This window comes from Agrobacterium sp. DSM 25558 (assembly GCF_900100825.1).
Classification (GTDB): Bacteria; Pseudomonadota; Alphaproteobacteria; order Rhizobiales; family Rhizobiaceae; genus Agrobacterium.
This window is the reverse complement of record NZ_FMUD01000002.1, coordinates 134,993-157,497: the sequence shown is the minus strand read 5'-3', so window position 1 is coordinate 157,497 and position 22,505 is coordinate 134,993. Positions and strand designations below refer to the sequence as shown.

Below are 22,505 nucleotides of genomic sequence, written 5' to 3'. Positions count from 1 at the left end.
GGAAATGTGCAGCGCGGCAATTTCAAACAATTGTGTTTGAAAGCCACTACTGAAAATCGAAAACGCTGAGGCCCGTCACCATTTCATCCAGCCCCAGCGGACGCGTCAGCGGTGCCTCTGCCCGCGAAAGACAGCCCTGCCGCTCGCACAGCCGACAGGACGGGCCGATGCCGATGCTGCCCGCCTTGAGGCCGACGACATCTCCGTAAACCGTCTCTTTCGCCAGCGCCGCATCACAGGCCACCATGACAGCCGTGCGACGAATGCGCTCTCCGAACCCCGCCTGCGGTCCATCCAGCGAACGGGCGATGGTGAGGTAAGCGCCGCGATCCGGCATCTCCACCTGTTCTGCCAGCACCTGACCCGGCTGGGAAAAGGCGGCGTGGACATTGAGCTTCACGCAGAGACCACCGAACCGCGCTTGCGGAAACCCTTGAGCACCTGCCTTGCGGAAGCGATTACCGGCACTGTCGACTTCCATCAGGAAAAACGGAATGCCGGAGACACCCGGACGCGCCAGAGTGACGAGGCGGTTTGCTGCCTGCTCGAAGGACACATTGAAGCGCCCGCGCAGAATATCGATATCGTATCGCGCACGCTGGGCGGCAGACAGATATGCACCATAGGGCATCATCAGCGCGTGGGCGGCATAGCGGGCAAGCTCGAACCGGGCGATGCGCTTTGCCTCTTCACCCGACAGTGCCAGGGCTTGCAGCTCAGTGCCGATCTCATCCGTCAGCGCCAGAAGACAGGCCTCCATCGCCATTTCGCGTAACTGGTCCTGCGGCGACAGACGCTCGGATAGAAACAGCCGCATGGAGTGGCGGTCATAACGACGGCGCAGGTTGGGCATGGCGTGAACAGGCATGGAGCGCACCACGATGCCGTGGTTTTTCTGGAGCCAGCTTTTCAGCGCCTGCGCCAAGTCGTCACCGGGGGAGAGCGTGGCATGAAACGCTTCCGCCGCCGCATCCAGCTGTGCGAAATGCGACGGTCGGCGCTCAAACATGTCGCGCACTTCGTCAATCGGCAAGCGCGCCGACGATAGCGTGGTCTGGTGCCCTTCCCGCGCTAGGAGATCGGAAAGATCGCTCAGGCGCTGCGCCTGCTCCTTATAGGCACGGTAAAGCTTGATCATGCCGCTGGCCGCATTGGGTGCTGCTTCCGCCACTTCGACCAGTTCCTGCCCCGATGGCACCTCGCCTGCCAGCAGGGGATCGGCAAAGACTTCGCGCAACTGGCTGGTAAGGCCACCGCTTTCGCCCTGCAAGTCGTCCAGATCGACCTTATAGACGGAGCTGAGTTTCAGCAGCAGTTGCACGGTAAGCGGGCGCTGGTTGCGCTCGATCAGGTTGAGATAGGACGGGGAGATCGACAGCGCCTCGGCCATGGCCGTCTGCGTCAAACCCAAACCATTGCGTACGCGCCGAACGCGCGGTCCTGCAAATATCTTGGTCTCCACCAAAACCTCCTCCCTTTACAAAATCACACAGGACATGCCGCGCCGAAATTTTACAAAATTTACAGATTTACAACTCCACCCTGTCAAAGACGATACAACATGACCTCTTTCAAGTCACTGATTTTCCTTTTTATCTGGCGTAAAAATCACAAAAATTGTAAATTCAGTCACATCGGATCGGTTGCTGGAGGAGTTCTCAAGTATCGATCCTATCCACGGTCATGACAAGGGAGAGAGATGTGACTGAATTTTACAATCTTGTTCCGAGCGCCCCCAAGGGACGGTTCGATGGTATCGAGCGCACCTATACGGCAGCGGATGTGGAAAAACTGCGCGGCTCCGTAACCATCCAGCACTCGCTGGCGGAAATGGGTGCGAACCGGTTATGGAAGCTCATCAACGAAGAGAGCTACATCAATGCGCTCGGCGCGCTCTCCGGCAATCAGGCCATGCAGATGGTTCGTGCCGGGCTGAAGGCGATATATCTCTCCGGCTGGCAAGTTGCGGCGGACGCTAACACCGCATCCGCCATGTACCCGGACCAGTCGCTCTACCCGGCCAATGCGGCACCGGAACTGGCAAAGCGCATCAACAAGACCTTGCAGCGCGCCGACCAGATCGAGACCGCCGAAGGCACGGGCCTGTCCGTCGATACGTGGTTCGCGCCCATCGTTGCCGATGCGGAGGCCGGTTTCGGTGGCCCGCTCAATGCATTCGAAATCATGAAGGCCTTTATTGAGGCCGGTGCGGCTGGTGTTCACTACGAAGACCAACTCGCGTCGGAAAAGAAATGCGGCCATCTGGGCGGCAAGGTTCTGATCCCGACAGCGGCGCACATCCGCAACCTGACGGCGGCGCGTCTTGCCGCAGACGTCATGGGCACGCCAACGCTCGTCATCGCCCGCACGGATGCGGAAGCCGCCAAGCTTCTGACCTCCGATATCGATGAGCGCGACCAGCCCTTCGTAGATTACGATGCAGGCCGCACCGTCGAGGGCTTCTATCAGGTCAAGAACGGACTGGAGCCCTGCATTGCCCGCGCCAATGCCTATGCGCCCTATTGCGATCTCATCTGGTGCGAAACATCCAAGCCGGATCTGGAGCAGGCCAAGCGCTTTGCGGAAGGCGTGCACAAGGTGCATCCGGGCAAGAAGCTGGCTTACAACTGCTCGCCGTCCTTCAACTGGAAGAAACATCTGGATGACGCGACGATTGCCAAGTTCCAGCGCGAACTGGGTGCCATGGGCTACAAGTTCCAGTTCATCACCCTTGCCGGGTTTCACCAACTCAACTACGGCATGTTCGAACTGGCACGCGGCTACAAGGACCGACAGATGGCAGCCTATTCGGAGCTTCAGGAGGCGGAATTCGCCGCCGAAATCAACGGCTACACCGCCACCAAGCACCAGCGCGAAGTCGGCACTGGCTATTTCGATGCGGTCTCCGTCGCCATCTCAGGCGGCACCTCGTCCACCACGGCGATGAAGGAATCGACCGAACACGACCAGTTCCGCCCCGCTGCGGAATAAGTAAACCAGCCCATTGAACGGAGGAAAAACAATGGCTTCGATTTCGAGAGTTAAGGAACGCACCGAGGAGCAGTCCTCATCCATGAGCCAGGATCAGCAAAGCGCCATCCGCATGCTGGCCAACGACCTGCACCGCCTCAACCAGGCAGTCATGAATGCGGTCGAAGCCGGTGTATCCGTCGAACTCGTCCGCTCCGCCCGCCACCACGGCGGCGATGGAAACTGGGGTGACCTGCTGATCCCGGTTATTGTTGCGCAGGGCAAGGCGGCGGCTTGAACGCGATCTCAAGCCAGGCGGTTGTGCCGTCCGGCAAAGAGATCGGAATGCCCCTTGATCAATTTCACCATACGATCCGCCACCGTCCTGATATCGCGACGGTGGCGGTCCACTTTTGTATGAGATGATGCTGGAGGTTGCTGCAGCAAAAGGGTTTTTTGAACTTAATCTCTGGCTAGTTTGTAAGCTGAAAAAGCAAATACCAGCCCCAAAGTACCATCTATCCAACGCCGCAGTCGACTATAGACAGAAACCATTTTCGGTGTCGAAAACAGAATAGCAATTAACGTGTAGAACACGACAGAAAACAAAATCGTACCTGAAAGGACTGCAAGTATTGTCCAGAAGGGAGCATTCGGTTCGACTGCAAGAGCGATTATCGCCACCCAAGTCAGAACTGCTTTTGGATTGGCGAGGTTTAGAGCACAGCCCCGTAAAAATAGGTCGATCGTACTGTAGTCCTTTTTGCCAGTGAGGCTCACGTTGAGATCGTATTTTGAGAATGCCGAAGGAAATGCCTTCCAAGCGAGGTACAAAAGATAGAAACATCCAAGGATGCGGATGATGTCGAGAATGCCGGCATAGGCTACGAGCAAAGTGGACAGACCGAGAAACGCAAGAATTCCCCATACTAACGCACTAGCCGCAATACCCAGCCCCATCGCGATACCGGCTTTCCGACCCGACTCCATGGCCGTTCCCATCGTTGCTAGCATCGCAGGTCCGGGACTAACTGCCGAAATAACATATGTCGTGAAAGCGAGCATAATGCCGGGCCAATAGGAATGAATTGAACTCATATTGTTTTTCCTGAAATCAAAAACGTCAATCGAGCAACACCTGACGCTCTCAGACTAGACGTGAAATTCCCAGTATAACAAGTGCCGAAATTGCAGCATTTACAACTTTGACGTCAGCAAAACTTAAATTGATGAATCCGCAAAATGACGCTCGCTGTCTGGATCCCCTTTTGACGAAGATAACCGGCGACAGAAACCGGAGCGAGTTGCTGATCCCGGTTTCTTTGCGCAGGGAAAGGCCGCTCCTCGATTATGATCTTATGCCGGGCAACTTTGCCACCTGGATTTGCCGGAAGACAAGTTGTACCCACCCACGACGTCATCCTTGGGCTTGTCCCAAGAATCTAATCACGTCGAATAAAATCCAGGCTTTGCAGATACTCGGGACAAGCCCGAGCATGACGGAAGAAGGCTCTTAGCGCATATTCAGCAATCAAAACATCAGCACCAAAAACGCAGCAATCGCGCCAGCCGAAATCAGGCTCAGGCGGAAGGCGTAAACAGCATTATCATTGGCGGTGCGAGCAATTGCGATGGCGCGGGCGGGTTTTCTGGACATCATCATGAGCGGCTTCCTGAACGAGAAACATAACCGATCGATGCCGGGTTCCGGCGTCCAGCGGGACATCATGTATCAACTTGCGTTGTGCTGGCATTCGATCAGCATGACTCCGCGTCTCTTAATAAGGCATTAAGATGTCGAGGCTTTACACAGATTCCCCGGCGGCGTGGCCGGATGCCCATGCCCATTGGAAATTATAGCCGCCCAGCCAGCCCGTGACATCCACACATTCGCCGATGAAATAGAGGCCGGGGACGGTTTTGGCCTGCATGGATTTGGAGTCGAGATGGGTGGTATCGACACCGCCGAGCGTGACTTCTGCGGTCCGATATCCCTCTGAGCCGGAGGGTTTTATGGACCACTCCTGCACGGCGGCGGTCAGCGCGGTCAAGATCTTATCCGACATATCGCCGAGATTGCCGGTGACCCCTGCCCGCTCCACCACATGCTGCGCCAGTCGCTTCGGCAGGATTTCGCCCAACACAGTCTGTGCAGACTGGCGGCCATTTGTCTTTTTTGCCGTTTTGAGATGGCCGATAATGTCCAGATCGGGCTCCATCTTCAAACGCACCTCATCGCCTTCGCGCCAGTAGGATGAGATTTGCAGGATAGATGGACCGCTTAGCCCTCGGTGGGTGAACAGCAACGCCTCATTGAACGATGTCTTGCCATGGGAAATTTCAGCTGGTACGGCGATGCCGGAGAGGGCCGAGAGCTTTTCAAGCTGCGTTGGCTCCAGCGTCAAAGGCACGAGGCCGGGGCGGGTTTCGATGATGCCGAGGCCGAATTTTTCGGCGATGCGATAGGCAAAACCGGTCGCGCCCATTTTTGGAATGGATTTCCCACCGGTTGCCAGAACCAGACTGTCCGCTTCAATGATGCTGGATGAGGTCGCAACGCGAAAGCCGCCAGTCGGAATGGCTTCCACCGAAGCAATCTCCGTTTGCAACCGTAGTTTCGCACCCACCGCCTGCATTTCCGCCAGCAACATACGGATGATATCCTTCGCGCTGTCATCGCAAAACAATTGGCCGAGCGTCTTTTCGTGAAATGCAATGCGGTGCTTTTCGACAAGGGCGATGAAGTCCCTCGGCGTGTAGCGGGCCAAAGCAGACTTGGCAAAATGCAGGTTACTGGAGAGATAGTTTTTCGGGGCCGCATGCACATTGGTGAAATTGCAGCGCCCGCCGCCGGAAATGCGGATTTTCTCGCCCGGTGCCTTGGCGTGATCGATGACAATGACGGAACGACCGCGCTGACCGGCACGGATGGCACACATCATGCCAGCCGCCCCTGCGCCTAATATCAGCACGTTACATTTTTCCGTCATGGAGTTTCCCTAGTTTCAGTGTACTTCCTCTTTTAGAAGTCAGGTCCGTTGTCAATGGCGCTGCCCCTTTTGCCAAATGACAAAGTCTGGCTATGATAGCCCCAATCGAAACACACAGCCGGTGATTTATGCCTCCCAAGAAAACCATGCTCCGTCCGAAAAAACCGGCAAACATGGCAAAAAAAATACAAGTCGATGTCTCTCCGACACGTGGTTGCTCTTCCTGGCGTGAAGCCGCGCAGTGGCTCAAGGCCCGCGGTATCGAAGACATTGAGTGCATCACTCCCGACCTTGCGGGCGTTCCACGCGGCAAGATGATGCCGACCTCCAAATTCACCGGCGATACATCGCTGGCGCTGCCTTCGGCCCTTTACCGCCACACGATATCAGGCGAATACCCGGATGAAACGGCGAACTTCCGTTATGAGCCGCGCGATAGCGACCTGAAGCTGGTTCCCGACTTGTCCACGCTCTGCGTCGTGCCGTGGGAAAGTGATCCCACCGCGCAGGTCATCTGCGATGTGGTGGATCAGGAAAGCGCGTTCGTTCCCTATACGCCGCGCAACGTGTTGCGAAACGTTCTGGAACTCTACAAGAACAAGGGCTGGAAACCGGTCGTGGCGCCGGAAATCGAGTTCTATCTCGTGGCCATGAATGACGACCCGGATTATCCGCTGCATCCGCCAAAGGGCCGCTCGGGCCGCTCCATCGTTGGTGGGCAGAGCTACTCGATTGCCGGCATCAACGAATTCGATGAGTTGATCGACGATATCTACCACTTCTCGGAAAAGCAGGGTCTGGAGATCGACACGCTGATCCATGAAGAAGGTCCGGCACAGCTGGAAATCAACCTGCGCCACGGCGATCCCATAGAGCTTGCAGACCAGGTGTTCCTGTTCAAGCGCACGATCCGCGAGGCGGCTCTGAAACACGGCATCTATGCCACCTTCATGGCCAAGCCCATGCAGGGCATGCCGGGTTCTGCCATGCATATTCACCAGTCCGTGGTGGACATCGAAACCGGCGATAACGTGTTTTCCAACAAGGATGGCAGCCCGTCCAAGGAGTTCTTCGCCTTCGTCGGCGGCATGCAACGTTATGTGCCGAATGCGCTGGTCATGCTGGCGCCTTACGTGAATTCCTACCGTCGCCTGACGCCTGATATGGCATGCCCGGTGAACAATGCCTGGGGTTACGACAACCGCACGACCGCCTTCCGCGTGCCAATTTCCGGTCCTTCGGCACGACGTGTCGAAAACCGTCTGCCCAGTTCCGATGCCAATCCCTATCTGGCCATTGCGGCATCGTTGGCCTGCGGCTGGCTCGGCATCATGAACAACATCGAACCGACGGAGCCGACCTATGAGACGGCAAACGAAGGCTCTATCGAACTGCCACGTGGACTTCTGGAAGCCGTTTCTCTGCTGGAAAGCGAACCGGAGCTCGAGCGTGTCTTCGGCCATGAATTCGTTGGCCTTTACGCCGGTTTGAAGCGCGGCGAATTCGAGACCTTCATGCAGGTTATCAGCCCGTGGGAGCGGGAGTTCCTGTTGTTGAACGTATGAGGGTTTGCACATGACATGGCAGAGCCCGATAGCGCCCGGCATTTCCTGGTACCAAGACAGTCTAGGCGCACGACCGCAATTTCCGGCAATGGATGGTTCGCGCACGGTGGACGTGGCCGTCATCGGCGGAGGGTTTACGGGCCTGCAGGCAGCTTATAATCTGGCCAAGGCTGGCGTTTCTGTCGTGCTTATCGAAGGCTATCGCGTCGGGGATGGTGCATCGGGGCGCAATGGCGGTCAGTTCGGCACCGGCCAACGTGCTTGGCCGGACGATCTGGAAAAAGACATCGGTTTTGAGCGCTCCAAGGCGCTGTTCGACATTGCGGAACATGCCAAGCACTATGTGCTGGATTTTGCCCGCGAACATGACATCGACATGGAGTTCCTGCCCGGCCAATTGAATGTCCTGCACAAGAAATCCTACGAAAAGGACTATCGCAAAAGCGTCGAGGCCATGACCAGCCGCTATGAATACAGCCATGTCTCCTTTATGGAGAAGGCTGAGACGGCGGAGCGGCTTGGGTCCGACCATTATCATTTCGGCGTTCGCGACACCGGCACCGGCCATATCCATCCTCTGAAGCTCATCGTCGGTCTGGCGAAGGCGGCGAAGGCAGCAGGCGCGCAGATTTTCGAGATGACGCCTGCCAAATCCATCAGGCAGGCCGGTGGCAAAACGCTGATCGAAACGTCTTCCGGCACCATCACCGCAGACCGCGTGCTGATCGCCACAAACGCTCATATCGGCAATCTGGAACCGGTGACGGCAGCGCATGTCATGCCGATCCGCTCCTTCATTGGTGCGACCGTGCCGCTGGATGACTTTCCAACGATCATTCCGGGAAAAGAGGCCATCGCCGACAGCCGTTTCGTGGTGCGCTACTTTCGCAAGACACTTGATAACCGGCTGCTGTTTGGCGGGCGCGAGGCCTATACGGCGGATTCACCGCGTGACATTTCCAAACATATCCGCAAGCAGATCGCGGAAATCTATCCGGCCCTCAACAATATCGAGATGACGCATGCCTGGGGCGGTTCGGTGGGCATCACCCTCAACCGCCAGCCCTTCGTGCGCGAGGTCATGCCAGGCGTCATGTCCATTGGCGGTTATTCCGGCCATGGCGTGATGCTATCCAATTATTGCGGCAAGCTTTATGCGGATATGGTCGTTGCCAAGGACAAGGCGCTGGAACAGTTCTCGTCTCTGGACGTGCCGTCTTTTCCTGGCGGCACAACACTGCGCGCGCCTCTGCTTTTCCTTGCACTTTCGTGGTACGCATTGAGGGACAGGTTCTAAAGAGGCGGAAATCGAAATTACTCGGCGGGGCATAGTTAAAAAGAGTAAAAACAATGCCTTATAAGAGAAAATCATAATTATTTACAACACGTCTGGCATTTTTAAATCGATTAGATTATGGATGCCCTCAACACGGAAAGATCGAGAGAATCGGTATGAGCAGTCAAATCATTCCAGTAGAGCCCTTCGATTGCGTCGTCTTCGGCGGCACTGGCGATCTGGCCGAGCGCAAGCTTCTGCCAGCCCTTTACCACCGCCAGGTGGAAAACCAGCTGTCAGAACCAACACGCATCATTGGCGCTTCCCGTTCGGTCATGACCCATGAGGAATACCGCAAATTCGCACAGGATGCCCTGAAAGAGCATCTGAAGAAGGGCGAATACGACGATGATCAGGTCGCAAAATTCTGCGCCCGCCTGTTCTACATCCCCGTCGATGCGAAGTCTGACGGTGGCTGGGACAAGCTGAAGAAGCTGCTGGACGAAGGCAAGGACCGCATTCGCGCCTTTTATCTGGCCGTTGCCCCCGGCATTTTCGGCGATATCGCCTTCAAGATCCGCGACCACAAGCTGATCACCAAATCCACCCGCATCGTCGTTGAAAAGCCGATTGGCCGCGATCTGGCCTCTGCGCTGGAACTCAACGACACGCTGGGCAATGTCTTCAAGGAAGAGCAAATCTTTCGTATCGACCACTATCTCGGCAAGGAAACCGTGCAGAACCTGATGGTGCTGCGTTTTGCCAATGCGCTTTACGAGCCGCTGTGGAACTCCGCCCATATCGACCATGTGCAAATCACGGTTGCCGAATCCGTCGGCCTCGAAGGCCGTGCCGGATATTACGACAAGGCCGGTGCGTTGCGCGACATGGTGCAGAACCATATTCTGCAATTGCTGTGCCTCGTTGCCATGGAACCGCCCTCCTCCATGGATGCGGAAGCCGTGCGTGACGAAAAGGTCAAGGTTCTGCGCTCGCTGAAGCTGATCGATGAATCCAACGTCGAGAAGCTGACGGTGCGCGGTCAGTACCGCGCCGGTGCGTCTGCTGGGGGCCCGGTCAAGGGCTATCTGGAAGAACTCGAAGGCGGCGTCTCCAACACCGAGACCTTCGTTGCCATCAAGGCGGAAATCGCCAACTGGCGCTGGGCGGGCGTGCCGTTCTACATCCGTACCGGTAAGCGTCTGGCGACCCGCGTGTCCGAAATCGTCGTGACGTTCAAGCAAATTCCGCATTCGATCTTCGATGATGCGGCTGGCAAGGTCGAGGCCAACAAGCTGGTCATTCGTCTTCAGCCGGATGAAGGCGTCAAGCAGTCGCTTCTCATCAAGGACCCTGGTCCGGGCGGCATGCGCCTGCGTCAGGTTTCGCTGGATATGAGCTTTGCCCAGGCCTTCAATGTGCGCAGCCCCGATGCCTATGAGCGCCTGTTGATGGACACGATCCGCTCCAATCAGGCCCTGTTCATGCGTCGCGACGAAGTCGAAGCGGCGTGGAAGTGGGTCGACCCTATTCTTAAAAGCTGGGAATCCGTGAGCCAGGGCGTTCAGGGTTACACATCAGGCACATGGGGCCCGAGCGGCTCGATTGCACTGATCGAACGCGATGGCCGCACATGGCACGAAGCCGACTGAGGATATGCCGATGACCGCACAAGAGCATATTTTCGCGAATGGTCCGGAGCTTGCGCAGACATTGGCGAAAGATGTCGCCGAGCGTCTGGAACGTGGTATTTCCGAGCGTGGAACGGCAAGCATTGCCGTTTCCGGGGGCTCAACGCCGAAGCTTTTCTTTCAGGCGCTGTCCAAGCACGAGTTGGATTGGAAGAACATTAGCGTGACGCTGGTAGACGAACGTTTCGTGCCGCCGGAAAGTGACCGTTCCAACCACAAGCTGGTGGCAGACAACCTGCTGCAGAACGCCGCGTCCTACGCCTATTTCGTTCCGCTCTACCAGTTCTTCGCAACGCCTGATGACGCTGCGACGCTGGCAACCGTCAAGACGGAAGCGATCTGCGATCCCTTCGATGTCGTCATTCTCGGCATGGGTACGGACGGTCACACCGCCTCGTTCTTCCCCGGTGGTGACAATCTCGAAGAAGCACTCGATCTGGATGAAGACCGTGCGGTGCTGCCGATGGCGGCTGAAACGGCGGGCGAGGAACGCCTGACGTTCAATCTTTCCGCGCTTCACGATGCCCGGTTTCTGGTGCTGCACATCGAAGGTGCTGCCAAAAAGGAAACACTCGAAAAGGCGAAGTCCGATCTGGACGAGGAAGAGATGCCCATCCGGGCCGTGCTCAACCGGGCGGAATCGCCCGTGCATATCTACTGGGCACCGTAAGCCCAGCGCTTGAAACAGCAACATGATCACCGGCCGACGTTCCCAAGCGTTTGGCCGATGATCTACAGAAGGACAGGATGAACGCCCATGGCTGCCGACCCTCGTATTCAGGCTATCACGGCCCGTATCGTCGAGCGCTCGAAACCTTACCGAGAGATTTATCTCGAGAGGCTTCGGCTTCAGGTGTCCAAGGGCGTGCATCGCTCCGTTCTCTCCTGCGCCAATCTCGCGCACGGATTTGCGGTCTGTTCCCCCGCCGACAAGGACATCCTTGCCGGCGACCGGGTCGGAAATCTCGGCATCATCACCGCCTACAACGACATGCTTTCGGCGCATCAGCCCTTTGAGGTTTACCCGAACCTAATCCGGGATGCCGCCAAGGAAGCGGGTGGCATTGCGCAAGTGGCAGGTGCCGTTCCGGCCATGTGCGATGGCGTGACGCAGGGCCAGCCGGGCATGGAGCTATCGCTGTTTTCGCGTGATGCGATTGCCATGGCGGCGGGTATCGGCCTTTCGCACAACATGTTCGATGCAGCCGTGTTCCTCGGCGTCTGCGACAAGATCGTCCCGGGTCTCGTCATTGCGGCCCTGTCCTTCGGCCATCTGCCATCCATCTTCATTCCTGCGGGTCCCATGACCTCCGGCCTGCAGAATGACGAGAAGTCGCGCATTCGCCAGCTTTATGCCGAGGGCAAGGTCGGTCGTGCGGAACTGCTGGAAGCGGAATCCAAATCCTACCACGGCCCAGGCACCTGCACATTCTACGGCACCGCCAATTCCAACCAGATGCTGATGGAAATCATGGGCTTTCACATGCCCGGCTCCTCCTTCATCAACCCCAACACGCCGTTGCGCGATGCGATGACGCGTGAAGCTACCAAGCGGGCGCTGGCGATTACGGCGCAGGGCAACGAGTTCACGTCAGCGGGCGAGATGATCGATGAGCGTTCCGTCGTCAACGGTGTCGTCGGTCTGCATGCCACAGGCGGCTCCACCAACCACACGCTGCACCTCATCGCCATGGCGCGGGCGGCTGGCATCGTGCTGACCTGGCAGGATATTTCAGATCTGTCAGACGTTGTGCCGCTTCTGGCGCGCGTCTATCCGAACGGTCTGGCAGACGTGAACCACTTCCACGCCGCAGGCGGTATGGGCTTCCTGATCAAGCAGCTTCTGAAGCAGGGCTTCGTGCATGATGATGTCCGCACCGTGTTCGGCCAGGGACTTGAGGCTTACACGATCGAGCCGACACTGGATGAAAACGGCGCGGTGGTCCGCACATCTTCGCCGGAAGTGAGCCATGACCCGAAGGTTTTGGCCAGCATCGAAACGCCGTTCCAGCCAACGGGCGGCCTGAAGATGCTGACCGGCAATCTCGGCAAGGCCGTCATCAAGATTTCTGCCGTCAAGCCGGAACGTCATGTCATCGAGGCCCCAGCCATCATCTTCCACGACCAGCAGAGCCTTCAGACGGCGTTCAAGGAAGGCAAGCTCAACCGTGATTTCGTGGCCGTGGTTCGCTTCCAGGGACCGAAGGCCAATGGCATGCCGGAACTGCACCAACTGACGCCACCGCTTGGCGTGTTGCAGGATCGTGGCTTCAAGGTGGCCCTGGTCACCGATGGGCGCATGTCCGGCGCATCGGGCAAAGTGCCAGCCGCTATTCACATGACGCCGGAAGCGGTCGATTGCGGCCCGATTTCACGCATCCGCGATGGCGACATGATCCGCCTCGACGCGATTACCGGCACTATCGAGGTTCTGGTGTCATCCGCCGAGCTTGCTGCCCGAGAGCCTGCAACGGCAAATCTTTCCGACAATGAATGGGGCATGGGCCGTGAATTGTTTGCGCCTTTCCGCCGCAATGTCGGTCCGGCCGATCAGGGTGCCAGCGTCTTTCATTGACGAATGACAGAACAACAAAAAAGCCGCGTTTCGGGTGAAACGCGGCTTTTTTTGTTTTTGTCTTACCAAGCTCGAATATCGAGCTTGCGGTCGCGGTGTGCCGGGTGTGTGCTGAACACGAAAATGCGGTCCATGTCTTTCTTGCTGAGAATATGCAGAAAGCGGACATGAATGGTGTTATTGGCGTTGACCTTCATCAGCACGCAGCCAATCTTGGTGATGCGGGCATCTGGAATATCAAGATAGAACTGCTTTGGCAGATTATATTGCGTCATCAACGCAAGGACCGCTTCCGATTGCGAGATCTTGAGAACATCGCAACGGCGCGAGGCCATGTTCATCACGGCTTTTTCGGTATATTCGATGCGCGCGGCATTCATCGTATCTTCCAGCTTGAACCGCCCCTCGCGGTCGTACATGAAAGATTCTTCCTTGCTGAGATAGCTGGGTTTACCGATGTCCGCCCGGGCGTTCAATGCCGTGATCCTCTTGTTATTTTTCAAGGATAAAGACTAGCTATAAGTCCTTAAGAATTTCTCACGCCGTTTCGATATGAAACACATGTGAAATCCGGCCGTCAGCAACCGCCGTTACCGATCTATGGCACAAGCCGACTTAAGACAAGCCATTGATCTGACATCATTATGGCGCTTGTGAAATCATTATGGCACAGCTGAACGGCTTCGTTTTATGCTTAAAAAGCCGTTCCTATACGCCTTTTAACGGCGATATGTCTGGCCTTCCGCGTCAAAGAGATGCAGCTTTTGGGACGGTGCGGAGAAGCGTAAAACCTGACCTTTTTTGGCCTGGGCAATGCCGGGGATTTTGACGATGATCGGGTCTTGTCCCGAGGGCGCTTCCAGATAGAGCAAAGTGACTTCGCCCAGCGCTTCAACGATGGAAACCTTACCCTCGAAAAGATAGTCGTCACCGGTGACGACGGCCAAATCTTCCGGGCGAACGCCGAAGGATGCGGCTTTGCCTTCTTCTCCCGGCTGGGTTGCGATATCGACGGAAAGCGCCTTGCCGCCCAAGAGTTCGATGGCCGTCTGAGCACCTGTTCCCTTAATCGTGGCAGCGATGATGTTCATGGCTGGAGAGCCGATGAACTTGGCAACGAAGAGATTGCCAGGATTTTCGTAAAGCTCGAGCGGCGCACCCACCTGCTCGACACGACCGCCGTTGAGCACGACGATACGGTCGGCCAGCGTCATGGCTTCCACCTGGTCGTGCGTAACGTAGATCATGGTCGTATCGGCCATCTGCTCGCCGAGCTTGGCGATCTCGATGCGGGTGGCGACACGCAGCGCAGCATCAAGGTTCGACAATGGCTCATCGAACAGGAAGACCTTGGGGTTGCGGCAGATGGCGCGACCGATGGCGACACGCTGGCGCTGGCCTCCAGAGAGCGCTTTGGGCAGGCGATCCAGATATTGCGTCAGTTGCAGAATATCGGCAGCGGCGCGCACGCGGCGGTCGATCTCTTGGCGGTTTTCCTTGGCGATTTTCATGCCGAAGGCCATGTTGTCGTAAACAGTCATATGTGGGTAGAGCGCGTAGGACTGGAATACCATGGCGATGCCGCGCCTTGAGGGCGGGATTTCGTTGACCAGTTGGCCATCGATATACATCTCACCACCGGTGATCTCTTCGAGACCCGCAATCATGCGCAACAGCGTGGACTTACCACAGCCGGAGGGGCCGACGAAGACGATGAACTCACCCTGCTTGATATCCAGATCGATACCGTGAAGGACTTTGACCTGTCCGTAAGCCTTGCGGATATCCTTGAGAATGACGCCGGTCATGTGGTGTTCCTCCCTATATTTCAGGCGTAACGGGCGAAAAATGCGCCCCATGCCGGTAGCTGGACAGTGTTGCCGTTCAACTCTGCCGCAAAGCCGTGGCCTTCGAGCACTTCCCAATTGCCGTCCGGCAGCGATGCCGTGGAGGGTTCCGCTGAAAGGTTGAACAGGCAGATCACCGTCTCATTGCCCAGCGTGCGTGTGTAGCTCGACACCGTGCCTTCGACCGGCTGGAATTCGATGCTGCCCTTGGCAAACGCCGGATGCTGCTTTCTGAAAGCTAGAAAGCGGCGATAATGCTCCAACACCGATGCCTCGTCGCCCTGCTGGGCGCTGACCGCGCGCTGCTTGTGTTCGGGCGGAATGGGAAGCCAACCCTTTTCGGCTGTCGAGAAGCCCGCCAGCGCATGGCCAGCATCCCAGACCATGGGCGTGCGGCAACCGTCACGACCCTTGAATTCCGGCCAGAACTGAATGCCGTAGGGGTCCTGCAAATCTTCGAAGGCGATATCGGCTTCCGTCAGGCCAAGCTCTTCACCTTCATAGATGCAGACCGATCCGCGCTGCGTCATCAGCAGGGCGGAGAGAACCTTGGCGAAAGCGTCCTTGTCCTCCACCACATCGCCCCAGCGGCTGACATGGCGCACCACATCATGGTTGGAGAAAGCCCAGCAGGCCCATCCCTCGGGTGCTGCGCGGGCAAAATCCGCCTGCACATCGGCCACGCGCTGCGGTGTCAGAGCGTCGGGGGCTAAGAATTCGAAGGCGTAGCACATCTGCATCTTGTCATCGCCGGAGGTGTATTCACCGACGATCTCAAGACCCCGCTGGCTATCACCGACTTCGCCGACAGCGGCAATGTCAGGGAACTCGTCCAGCACGGCGCGGAAGCGCTTGAGGAAGGCAATATTCTCAGGGCGGTTCTTGTCGTAGATATGTTCCTGGAAATTGTAGGGGTTCACGGCAGGCGCGGTGGAGGCATTGCGGCGCTCCGGTGCCAGCGCCGGATTGTTGCGCAGTTCCTTGTCGTGGAAATAGAAGTTGATGGTATCCAGACGGAAACCATCGACGCCGCGTTCCAGCCAGAAGCGGGTGATGTTCAGCAGTTCTTGCTGCACCTCTTCATTGTGCAGATTGAGGTCAGGCTGCGAGGTTAGGAAGTTGTGCATGTAATATTGCATGCGCGTCGGGTCCCACTGCCAGCCGGAACCGCCGAAGATGGAGAGCCAATTGTTGGGCGGCGTGCCATCCGGCTTGCCATCGCTCCACACATACCAATCTGCCTTGGGGTTCTGACGGCTGGAACGGCTCTGCACGAACCATGGATGCTGATCGGACGTGTGCGACAGCACGAGATCAATCATGACGCGAACACCGAGGCGATGTGCTTCTGCGATCAGCCCATCGAAATCCGCCAGCGTGCCGAACATGGGATCGACATCGACATAGTTGGACACGTCGTAGCCGAAATCCTTCATGGGCGACGTGAAAAAGGGCGAAATCCAGATCGCGTCTGCGCCGAGCTTGGCAATGTGTTCCAGGCGGGAGGTGATGCCCTTGAGATCGCCGATGCCGTCGCCGTTGGAATCCTGATAGGAGCGCGGGTAGATCTGGTAGATCACGGCACCGCGCCACCAATCCTTATCGCGCACGAGAGCAGAAGACGTCATTGTAGTTTCCTGTGTGGTATGGGCATTCATGATGGATCAGCCTCCCTTGACGGAGCCGGTCAACAGGCCGCGCACAAGGTAACGTTGGAGAGCGAAGAAAACGCAGAGCGGCACGACAATGGTGACGAAGGCCGATGCGGTAAGGATTTCCCAGTTTCCGCCGCGCGAGCCGAGCAGTGCATTCAAGGCACCCGTCAACACAAGTTCGTCCTTCTGTGTACCAAGGAACACCATGGCGACCAGAAGGTCGTTCCATGTCCAGAGGAACTGGAAGATCGAAAACGACGCGAGTGCCGGGAAAGACAGCGGCAGGACGATCTTGACGAAGATTTCAAAATCGCTGGCACCATCGACGCGCGCGCTTTCGATGATTTCCTTCGGCAGACCGGCAATGTAATTGCGCAGCAGATAGATGGCGAGCGGCAGACCAAAGGCCGTATGCGCCAGCCAGATGCCTGCATAGGTCTTGGATGGCACGCCAAAGACGTTGCCGATCCAGTTATAGAGCTGCAACAGCGGGATAAGCGACATCTGCAACGGCACGACGATGAGGCCGACGACCATGGCAATCATCAACGAGCGACCGCTGAACTTCATCCATGACAGCGCGTAGGCCGCAAAGGCCGCGATGAGAATCGGGATGACAGTGGCGGGAATGGCGACCGTCAGCGAGTTGACGAAGGATTGGCCAATCCCTTCTGATGTCAGAACCGTTCGGTAGTTATCCAGCGTGAAGATCGGTGGCGTCGCCACGGCAAGATAGACGCGTTTGGCGCGAGAGCCTTCGAAGCTCGCATTTTTGCTATATTGATAGGTTCCGTCTTCGTTGATGACGAGGCTTTCGCCGTCACCCAGGTCAGCCGCCTCGCCTGCCGGGAAGGCTTCGGGGTCCTGTACCCTGACGCCAAAAGCGGAAATCTTGCCACCGGCACCGTTTTCAAAAACGTTGCCGGCAATGACGAAGCGGTCGCCTTCCTGTTTTTGCGTTGCAGGGTCAGCAAGACGTGATGCCTGCGTCTGGCTGGAACTGGAAAACGCCGTCCACCAGCCGGAAACGACAAGCTGGTCCTTGTCTCGTAGCGAGCTGACGAGAATGCCGAGCGTCGGCAGCAGCCAGAGCAGCACCACGAACAGCACGCTGATGTGGACGATAAGGCGAGGCACGCCGATGCGGCGAATACGCGCTGCTATGCTCATCTCAGCGACCCTCCATCTCACGGTTTGCCTGGCGAATGTTCCAGATCATGATCGGCGTCACGGCTGCCATGATGACGAGTGCGATAACAGCGCTGCGTCCGCTATCGCCACCGCCCCGGAACATCCAGTCGAACATAAGGTTGGCCAGAACCATGGTGTTCCACTGGCCGTTGGTCATGGTCAGCACGATATCGAAGACCTTGAGAACGAGGATGGTGATGGTCGTCCAGACCACGGCGATGGTGCCCCATATTTGCGGCACGAGGATTTTCCAGAAAATCTGCCAGCCATTGGCACCATCGATGACAGCCGCCTCGACGGTCTCTTCGGGAATCCCACGAAGCGCAGCAGACAGGATGACCATGGCAAAGCCGGTCTGTATCCAGATGAGGATAACCATGAGGAAGAAATTGTTCCAGAACGGCATGGAAATCCACACTTCCGGGGTGCCGCCGAAATATTCGACGATGGCGTTGAGAAGTCCGATCTGAACCTGGCCCTCACCGCGATATTCGTAGATGAACTTCCAGATGACGGATGCGCCGACGAAGGAAATGGCCATGGGCATAAAGACGATGGACTTGGCGATATTGCCCCACCAGATACGGTCGGTCATAACGGCGATGACGAGACCGAAGAAGGTGCAGGCGGCAGGTACGACCGCGAGCCACAGGATGTTGTTGAAAATGGACTGGCGGAAACCGGCATCGAAAAACGCCCAACGATAATTATTGAGGCCGACGAAATTCGCGCCCGTGCGGTCGTAAAAGGACAGGATGAAGGTCGCGACGACGGGGTAGACGAGATAGACCACCAGCAGCAGAAGCGCCGGGCCGACGAAGAGCCAGGGGCGGATAGCCGCACGCCGGTTCAGATTGCGTGATGCGTGGATCACGTCACCGTCTTTGACCGGGAAAATGAGCTGTAGCGCCTTGTCCGACAGCCAGTAATAGGCGGCGCAGGCGAAGACGCCGACGATCATCACGCCGAGCGCCGAAACGATCTGGGTCATCATATTCCCTCCCCGTTATCCGTTCTGATACCCGGCCTGACAGCATGATCCTGTTATGGCAGAGACTTGTAGAAAAACGGCCCGGCAGTGATTGGCACTGCCGGGCGGAGTTTGTGATTATTTCAGGCCGTCCCAGGCCTTCTGGATATCGTCGCCAACCTGCTGCGCAGATTTGCCGCCAACGAAATCGACCATACCGGTCCAGAATGCGCCAGCACCGATCTTGCCAGGCATCAGGTCAGAACCATCGAAACCGAAGCTGGTGGCAGTGGTGAGAATTTCACCCTGACGCTTGGTCTGCTCGCTGGCATAGGTGTCGAGGTTGACGCCCTTGTATGGTGTCAGGAAGCCTGACTGTGCCATCCACACCTCATGCGCAATTGGCGTCTTCAGGAATTCGACCAGCGCGCGGGCAGATTTCGAATCCTTGGTGATGGTAAAGAGCGTGCCGGCACCCAGAACCGGCTTGCCGAGTTCAGGCTTGGAGGCGAATGTCGGCATGTAGAAGAAATCGACATCCGTTCCGACCTTGGTTCCTTCAGGGAAGAAGGATGGAATGAACGAGGCCTGACGGTGCAGGTAGCACTTCGGCGGAATGTCGAAGAGGCCCTTAGGGCTATCGCGGAAGTCGGTGGAGGCAACAGCGGCTGCGCCACCGGAGACATATTTGTCGTTCTTGGCGAATTTGCCGAATTCCTCGATGGCGGCAACCACACGCGGATCGTTGAACTGCACCTCGTTGGTCGTCCACTTCAGGTAGACATCCAGCGGCTGGGTGCGCAACATGAAGTCTTCGACCCAGTCGGTGCCGGGCCAACCCGTTGCACCGCCGGAACCCAGACCGATGCACCACGGCGTGCCGCCGTCCTTTACAATCTGATCGCTGAGCTTGACGAGGTCTTCCACGCTTTTGGGAACCTCATAGCCTGCTTCCTCGAAGTTTTCAGGCACGTACCAGACCAGCGACTTCACGTCTGCCTTGAACGGGAAGGCGAAATAAGCCTTTTGACCGTCCTTGCCGGGATACATGCCCAGATCGACCCAGGACTGGCCAGCGCCGTAGTTTTCCTTGACCCAGTTGGCGGTTTCATCGCCCAGCGGTGTCAGAAGACCCTTGGCAGCGAGGTCGGCCAGAAGGCCAGGCTGCGGAAGAATGGCAACATTGGGAGGAGAACCGGCCTGCGTATCGATGACGATCTGCTGCTCGTAGTTTTCCGAAGAGGAGTAGCGCACGTTCACGCCGGTCGCATCGGCAAAATAGGCCAGAACCGACTGGAACAGTGCCTCGTCTTCGCCGCGCCATGGTCCGAAGATTGTCAGCGTTTCGCCCTTCAGGCTGGAATTGGCGGTTTTGAAGTCTTCGTAGCTCTTCCAGTTGAATTTCGCGTCGTCACCCGGCTTGAACTTCAGGTCTGCCGCTAGGGCTGCACCTGACAAAAACGTGGCTATGGCCACGGTCGTCCAGAAAGTCTTTTTCATGTGATCCTACCTCCCATCACATTACAGGCTTTCGCCATTGAAAATCCTCAAAGCGCTTTGGCTGCCTATTCATCTCACTGACATGGAAGCCGAGTCAAGTGTCCGGTTGAACTTTGGCGCTTTGGTAAATACACCGCAGTGCAGCATGCAAACTATGCGCGAAGAAACTCAGCCTTTCCAATTGTGGCGCAGGATAAGTGTTGCTATCATCCAAAGCGGTTTGAACGCTTGGAGGAGCAATGCGTCAAGCTGATGCTGGAACCATGGAGGGCTGCGAAACATGAACCTGAAACAACTGTCGCAGCACCTCGGCATTTCCCAGACCACGATCAGCCGCGCGCTCAACGGCTACCCGGAAGTCAACGCCGAAACCCGTCGCAAGATCATCGAGGCCGCGCAGAAGACCGGCTATCGGCCCAATGTCGCAGCCCAACGTCTGGCAACCGGCAAGATGGGCTCCATCGGCCTGGTCATGCCCACCGGCCCCGACTATCAATCCGATGTGCATTTCGGCGAGTTTCTCAGCGGCTTGGGAGAGGCATCCGCCCGCAACGGCTTCCACCTTGTCATCATGCCGACAGATCCCGCCAATGAGGAAAATGCGCTGAAGGAACTTGCGGTCAGCGGCAGCGTCGACGGCATCTACCTCGCCTATATGAAGAAGAACGACCCCCGCATCGAGATGATTAAGGGCCTTTCGATACCCTTCATGGTGCATGGCCGCTCCTGGGGCGTGGAGACGGATTATCCGTTTTTAGACGTCGACAATGAGACCGCCTTTCGAGATGCGACGTCGCTTCTGTTGCAGTTGGGCCATCGCAACATCGCGCTTCTGAACGGTCCGGAAGGTTATGATTTCACCTTTCGCCGTCACCGGGGGGTCGAGGCCGCCTTGACGGAGCAGGGATATGCGCTGCGTCAGGACAATGTCAGCCACAGCATTATGAATGATGAAGCGGGATTCCTGAAAATGGAAGAGTTGCTGTCGCACGCCGATCGCCCGACGGCGATCATCTGCGCATCCACGGCACTGGCGTTGGGTGCTGTCCGCTCTCTCAATCATCGTGGGCTGAAGCCGGGAAGAGATATTTCGCTGATCGCGCATGACGATGTGTTGCCATTGCTGAAGCCGGTCAACTTTTCCGTACCGTTGACGACGACCCGGTCGTCCCTGCGGGCAGCCGGCCTGAGAATTGCCGAGCGGTTGATCAACCAGATCAAGTCCGGAAAGCCCGACACCCAACAGGAATTGTGGAAAGCGGAGCTTGTCGTGCGCGGATCGACCGGCCCCGCCCAAAGCTAAGCCGGTTAGAACTTCGGCGCGGTTTTGCCCAGGGCGCGATGGGCTGCGATGACCGTGTTTGCCATCAGCATCGCAATCGTCATGGGGCCGACGCCACCGGGAACAGGGGTGATGGCCGCGGCGACAGCGCTCGCCTCGTCATAGGCGACGTCGCCGACCAGCCGGGACTTGCCCTCTCCTTTTTCCGGAGCCGGAATACGGTTGATACCGACATCGATGACAGTCGCACCGGGCTTAACCCAATCGGCCTTGACCATCTGCGGACGACCAACGGCGGCAACGAGGATATCGGCAGTTTTGCAGACCCCAGCCAAGTCTTTGGTCCGCGAATGCGCCATTGTGACTGTCGCGTTGGCGTTCAAAAGCAGTTGCCCCATGGGCTTGCCGAACAGGTTGGAGCGGCCGATGACAACGGCGTTGAGGCCCGAGAGGTCATCGCCATGAATGCTGCGCACCAGCAGCATGGAGCCAGCGGGCGTGCAGGAGATCAACCCTGTCTTGAGGTCACCAGTGGCAAGCTTGCCGGCGTTGAGAACGCTCAGGCCGTCCACATCTTTTTCCGGCAGAATGGACTGGATAACGGTATCGGAATTGAGATGCCCGGGCAGCGGCAGTTGCACGAGAATGCCGTGAATAGACGCATCGGCATTCAATGTGGCGACCAAAGCCTCCAGCTCGGCCTGCGTCGTTTCTTCCGGCAGCGTATGCTGAATTGACTTGAAGCCGCATTCCTTGGCCGTCTTGCTCTTGGAATTCACATAGGCGTGGCTGGCCGGGTCATTCCCCACGATAACCACGGCAAGTCCGGGCTTTACACCTGTCTGTTGCTCAAGATTTTCTGCCGCCTTGCGAACAGTCTCGATTACAGATGCCGCTTTTGCCTTGCCGTCGATCACCACTGCCATATGCCTGCCTCCTGGAAACTAGATAGCTATCTAGCGCCGGAACGTCGCGCAGCATAGTGCATTTTGA

The 22,505-nt window shown here is 57.2% G+C and carries 19 protein-coding genes and 1 pseudogene; 8 read left to right on the top strand and 12 right to left on the bottom strand.

Annotated elements, in window-relative coordinates; all coding sequences use genetic code 11:
- Window positions 1-46: 46 nt before the first annotated feature.
- Window positions 47-1,465 (bottom strand): helix-turn-helix domain-containing protein, encoded by a 1,419-nt coding sequence (locus DSM25558_RS03235; RefSeq protein WP_077101741.1) that lies wholly within the window; start codon window positions 1,463-1,465, stop codon window positions 47-49.
- A 236-nt stretch (window positions 1,466-1,701) separates the two neighbouring features.
- Between DSM25558_RS03235 and aceA the strand changes: the two genes are divergently transcribed.
- Together aceA and DSM25558_RS03225 are read left to right on the top strand one after the other, a co-directional pair.
- The gene (gene aceA / locus DSM25558_RS03230; protein ID WP_077101739.1) at window positions 1,702-2,991 is read left to right on the top strand and encodes an isocitrate lyase; all 1,290 of its coding nucleotides are present in this window, start codon (window positions 1,702-1,704) and stop codon (window positions 2,989-2,991) included.
- A 31-nt stretch (window positions 2,992-3,022) separates the two neighbouring features.
- Window positions 3,023-3,268, top strand: coding sequence for an SMc00767 family acetate metabolism repressor (locus DSM25558_RS03225; RefSeq protein WP_045229770.1), 246 nt, complete (start codon window positions 3,023-3,025; stop codon window positions 3,266-3,268).
- An 8-nt stretch (window positions 3,269-3,276) separates the two neighbouring features.
- Here DSM25558_RS03225 and DSM25558_RS29205 read toward each other — a convergent pair.
- The 4 genes and pseudogenes from DSM25558_RS29205 to DSM25558_RS03215 all read right to left on the bottom strand — a co-directional run.
- Window positions 3,277-3,378 (bottom strand): annotated as a pseudogene (locus DSM25558_RS29205) (LysR family transcriptional regulator); the annotation flags it as partial.
- A gap of 54 nt (window positions 3,379-3,432) precedes the next feature.
- Window positions 3,433-4,068, bottom strand: a complete 636-nt coding sequence (locus DSM25558_RS03220; RefSeq protein ID WP_077101737.1) for a LysE family translocator — start codon at window positions 4,066-4,068, stop codon at window positions 3,433-3,435.
- 433 nt (window positions 4,069-4,501) lie between these two features.
- Window positions 4,502-4,633, bottom strand: a complete 132-nt coding sequence (locus DSM25558_RS29630; RefSeq protein WP_256387052.1) for a hypothetical protein — start codon at window positions 4,631-4,633, stop codon at window positions 4,502-4,504.
- A 142-nt stretch (window positions 4,634-4,775) separates the two neighbouring features.
- Window positions 4,776-5,960: a BaiN/RdsA family NAD(P)/FAD-dependent oxidoreductase gene (locus tag DSM25558_RS03215; RefSeq protein WP_077101736.1), complete on the bottom strand. Its 1,185-nt coding sequence runs from the start codon at window positions 5,958-5,960 to the stop codon at window positions 4,776-4,778.
- Window positions 5,961-6,088: 128 nt separating this feature from the next.
- Between DSM25558_RS03215 and DSM25558_RS03210 the strand changes: the two genes are divergently transcribed.
- The 5 genes from DSM25558_RS03210 to edd all read left to right on the top strand — a co-directional run bounded on the left by DSM25558_RS03210 (window position 6,089) and on the right by edd (window position 13,067).
- A complete protein-coding gene (locus DSM25558_RS03210) occupies window positions 6,089-7,525 on the top strand; it encodes a glutamine synthetase family protein (RefSeq protein ID WP_077101734.1) in 1,437 nt (478 codons plus the stop codon).
- Between the two features lie 10 nt (window positions 7,526-7,535).
- On the top strand, window positions 7,536-8,822 hold the full coding sequence (locus DSM25558_RS03205) for an NAD(P)/FAD-dependent oxidoreductase (RefSeq protein WP_077101732.1): 1,287 nt from the start codon (window positions 7,536-7,538) through the stop codon (window positions 8,820-8,822).
- A gap of 155 nt (window positions 8,823-8,977) precedes the next feature.
- Window positions 8,978-10,453: a glucose-6-phosphate dehydrogenase gene (gene zwf, locus DSM25558_RS03200; protein ID WP_077101730.1), complete on the top strand. Its 1,476-nt coding sequence runs from the start codon at window positions 8,978-8,980 to the stop codon at window positions 10,451-10,453.
- Between the two features lie 10 nt (window positions 10,454-10,463).
- Complete coding sequence (pgl, locus tag DSM25558_RS03195) at window positions 10,464-11,162, top strand: 6-phosphogluconolactonase (protein ID WP_077101888.1); 699 nt, start codon at window positions 10,464-10,466, stop codon at window positions 11,160-11,162.
- Between the two features lie 87 nt (window positions 11,163-11,249).
- Complete coding sequence (gene edd, locus DSM25558_RS03190) at window positions 11,250-13,067, top strand: phosphogluconate dehydratase (RefSeq protein WP_077101728.1); 1,818 nt, start codon at window positions 11,250-11,252, stop codon at window positions 13,065-13,067.
- A 62-nt stretch (window positions 13,068-13,129) separates the two neighbouring features.
- On the opposite strand, the gene DSM25558_RS03185 is transcribed toward edd, so the two are convergent.
- From DSM25558_RS03185 to DSM25558_RS03160, 6 genes are all read right to left on the bottom strand, one after another.
- Window positions 13,130-13,486, bottom strand: coding sequence for a hypothetical protein (locus DSM25558_RS03185; protein WP_077101887.1), 357 nt, complete (start codon window positions 13,484-13,486; stop codon window positions 13,130-13,132).
- A gap of 300 nt (window positions 13,487-13,786) precedes the next feature.
- Window positions 13,787-14,875 carry an ABC transporter ATP-binding protein gene (locus DSM25558_RS03180; protein ID WP_077101726.1) on the bottom strand — a complete coding sequence of 363 codons (1,089 nt, stop codon included), beginning with the start codon at window positions 14,873-14,875 and terminating at the stop codon, window positions 13,787-13,789.
- A 20-nt stretch (window positions 14,876-14,895) separates the two neighbouring features.
- Complete coding sequence (locus DSM25558_RS03175; protein WP_083716291.1) at window positions 14,896-16,572, bottom strand: beta-galactosidase BglA; 1,677 nt, start codon at window positions 16,570-16,572, stop codon at window positions 14,896-14,898.
- 6 nt (window positions 16,573-16,578) lie between these two features.
- The gene (locus DSM25558_RS03170) at window positions 16,579-17,739 is read right to left on the bottom strand and encodes a carbohydrate ABC transporter permease (RefSeq protein ID WP_077101722.1); all 1,161 of its coding nucleotides are present in this window, start codon (window positions 17,737-17,739) and stop codon (window positions 16,579-16,581) included.
- A gap of 1 nt (window position 17,740) precedes the next feature.
- On the bottom strand, window positions 17,741-18,754 hold the full coding sequence (locus DSM25558_RS03165; protein WP_077101720.1) for a carbohydrate ABC transporter permease: 1,014 nt from the start codon (window positions 18,752-18,754) through the stop codon (window positions 17,741-17,743).
- A 114-nt stretch (window positions 18,755-18,868) separates the two neighbouring features.
- Window positions 18,869-20,230 carry an ABC transporter substrate-binding protein gene (locus DSM25558_RS03160; protein ID WP_077101718.1) on the bottom strand — a complete coding sequence of 454 codons (1,362 nt, stop codon included), beginning with the start codon at window positions 20,228-20,230 and terminating at the stop codon, window positions 18,869-18,871.
- A 280-nt stretch (window positions 20,231-20,510) separates the two neighbouring features.
- Here DSM25558_RS03160 and DSM25558_RS03155 point away from each other — a divergent pair, with 280 nt between their 5' ends.
- Window positions 20,511-21,533, top strand: coding sequence for a LacI family DNA-binding transcriptional regulator (locus tag DSM25558_RS03155; protein WP_077101716.1), 1,023 nt, complete (start codon window positions 20,511-20,513; stop codon window positions 21,531-21,533).
- Between the two features lie 5 nt (window positions 21,534-21,538).
- On the opposite strand, the gene folD is transcribed toward DSM25558_RS03155, so the two are convergent.
- Window positions 21,539-22,438, bottom strand: a complete 900-nt coding sequence (gene folD, locus DSM25558_RS03150; RefSeq protein WP_077101715.1) for a bifunctional methylenetetrahydrofolate dehydrogenase/methenyltetrahydrofolate cyclohydrolase FolD — start codon at window positions 22,436-22,438, stop codon at window positions 21,539-21,541.
- Window positions 22,439-22,505 lie beyond the last annotated feature (67 nt).

What these genes read in the sequence shown, in the direction of transcription:
- DSM25558_RS03225 (WP_045229770.1), top strand. Translation starts at nt 3,023, where the DNA reads ATGGCTTCGATTTCGAGAGTTAAGGAACGCACCGAGGAGCAGTCCTCA.
- DSM25558_RS03220 (WP_077101737.1), bottom strand. Translation starts at nt 4,068, where the DNA reads ATGAGTTCAATTCATTCCTATTGGCCCGGCATTATGCTCGCTTTCACG.
- DSM25558_RS29630 (WP_256387052.1), bottom strand. Translation starts at nt 4,633, where the DNA reads ATGATGATGTCCAGAAAACCCGCCCGCGCCATCGCAATTGCTCGCACC.
- DSM25558_RS03215 (WP_077101736.1), bottom strand. Translation starts at nt 5,960, where the DNA reads ATGACGGAAAAATGTAACGTGCTGATATTAGGCGCAGGGGCGGCTGGC.
- DSM25558_RS03210 (WP_077101734.1), top strand. Translation starts at nt 6,089, where the DNA reads ATGCCTCCCAAGAAAACCATGCTCCGTCCGAAAAAACCGGCAAACATG.
- DSM25558_RS03205 (WP_077101732.1), top strand. Translation starts at nt 7,536, where the DNA reads ATGACATGGCAGAGCCCGATAGCGCCCGGCATTTCCTGGTACCAAGAC.
- zwf (WP_077101730.1), top strand. Translation starts at nt 8,978, where the DNA reads ATGAGCAGTCAAATCATTCCAGTAGAGCCCTTCGATTGCGTCGTCTTC.
- pgl (WP_077101888.1), top strand. Translation starts at nt 10,464, where the DNA reads ATGACCGCACAAGAGCATATTTTCGCGAATGGTCCGGAGCTTGCGCAG.
- edd (WP_077101728.1), top strand. Translation starts at nt 11,250, where the DNA reads ATGGCTGCCGACCCTCGTATTCAGGCTATCACGGCCCGTATCGTCGAG.
- DSM25558_RS03185 (WP_077101887.1), bottom strand. Translation starts at nt 13,486, where the DNA reads ATGTACGACCGCGAGGGGCGGTTCAAGCTGGAAGATACGATGAATGCC.
- DSM25558_RS03180 (WP_077101726.1), bottom strand. Translation starts at nt 14,875, where the DNA reads ATGACCGGCGTCATTCTCAAGGATATCCGCAAGGCTTACGGACAGGTC.
- DSM25558_RS03175 (WP_083716291.1), bottom strand. Translation starts at nt 16,572, where the DNA reads ATGAATGCCCATACCACACAGGAAACTACAATGACGTCTTCTGCTCTC.
- DSM25558_RS03170 (WP_077101722.1), bottom strand. Translation starts at nt 17,739, where the DNA reads ATGAGCATAGCAGCGCGTATTCGCCGCATCGGCGTGCCTCGCCTTATC.
- DSM25558_RS03165 (WP_077101720.1), bottom strand. Translation starts at nt 18,754, where the DNA reads ATGATGACCCAGATCGTTTCGGCGCTCGGCGTGATGATCGTCGGCGTC.
- DSM25558_RS03160 (WP_077101718.1), bottom strand. Translation starts at nt 20,230, where the DNA reads ATGAAAAAGACTTTCTGGACGACCGTGGCCATAGCCACGTTTTTGTCA.
- DSM25558_RS03155 (WP_077101716.1), top strand. Translation starts at nt 20,511, where the DNA reads ATGAACCTGAAACAACTGTCGCAGCACCTCGGCATTTCCCAGACCACG.
- folD (WP_077101715.1), bottom strand. Translation starts at nt 22,438, where the DNA reads ATGGCAGTGGTGATCGACGGCAAGGCAAAAGCGGCATCTGTAATCGAG.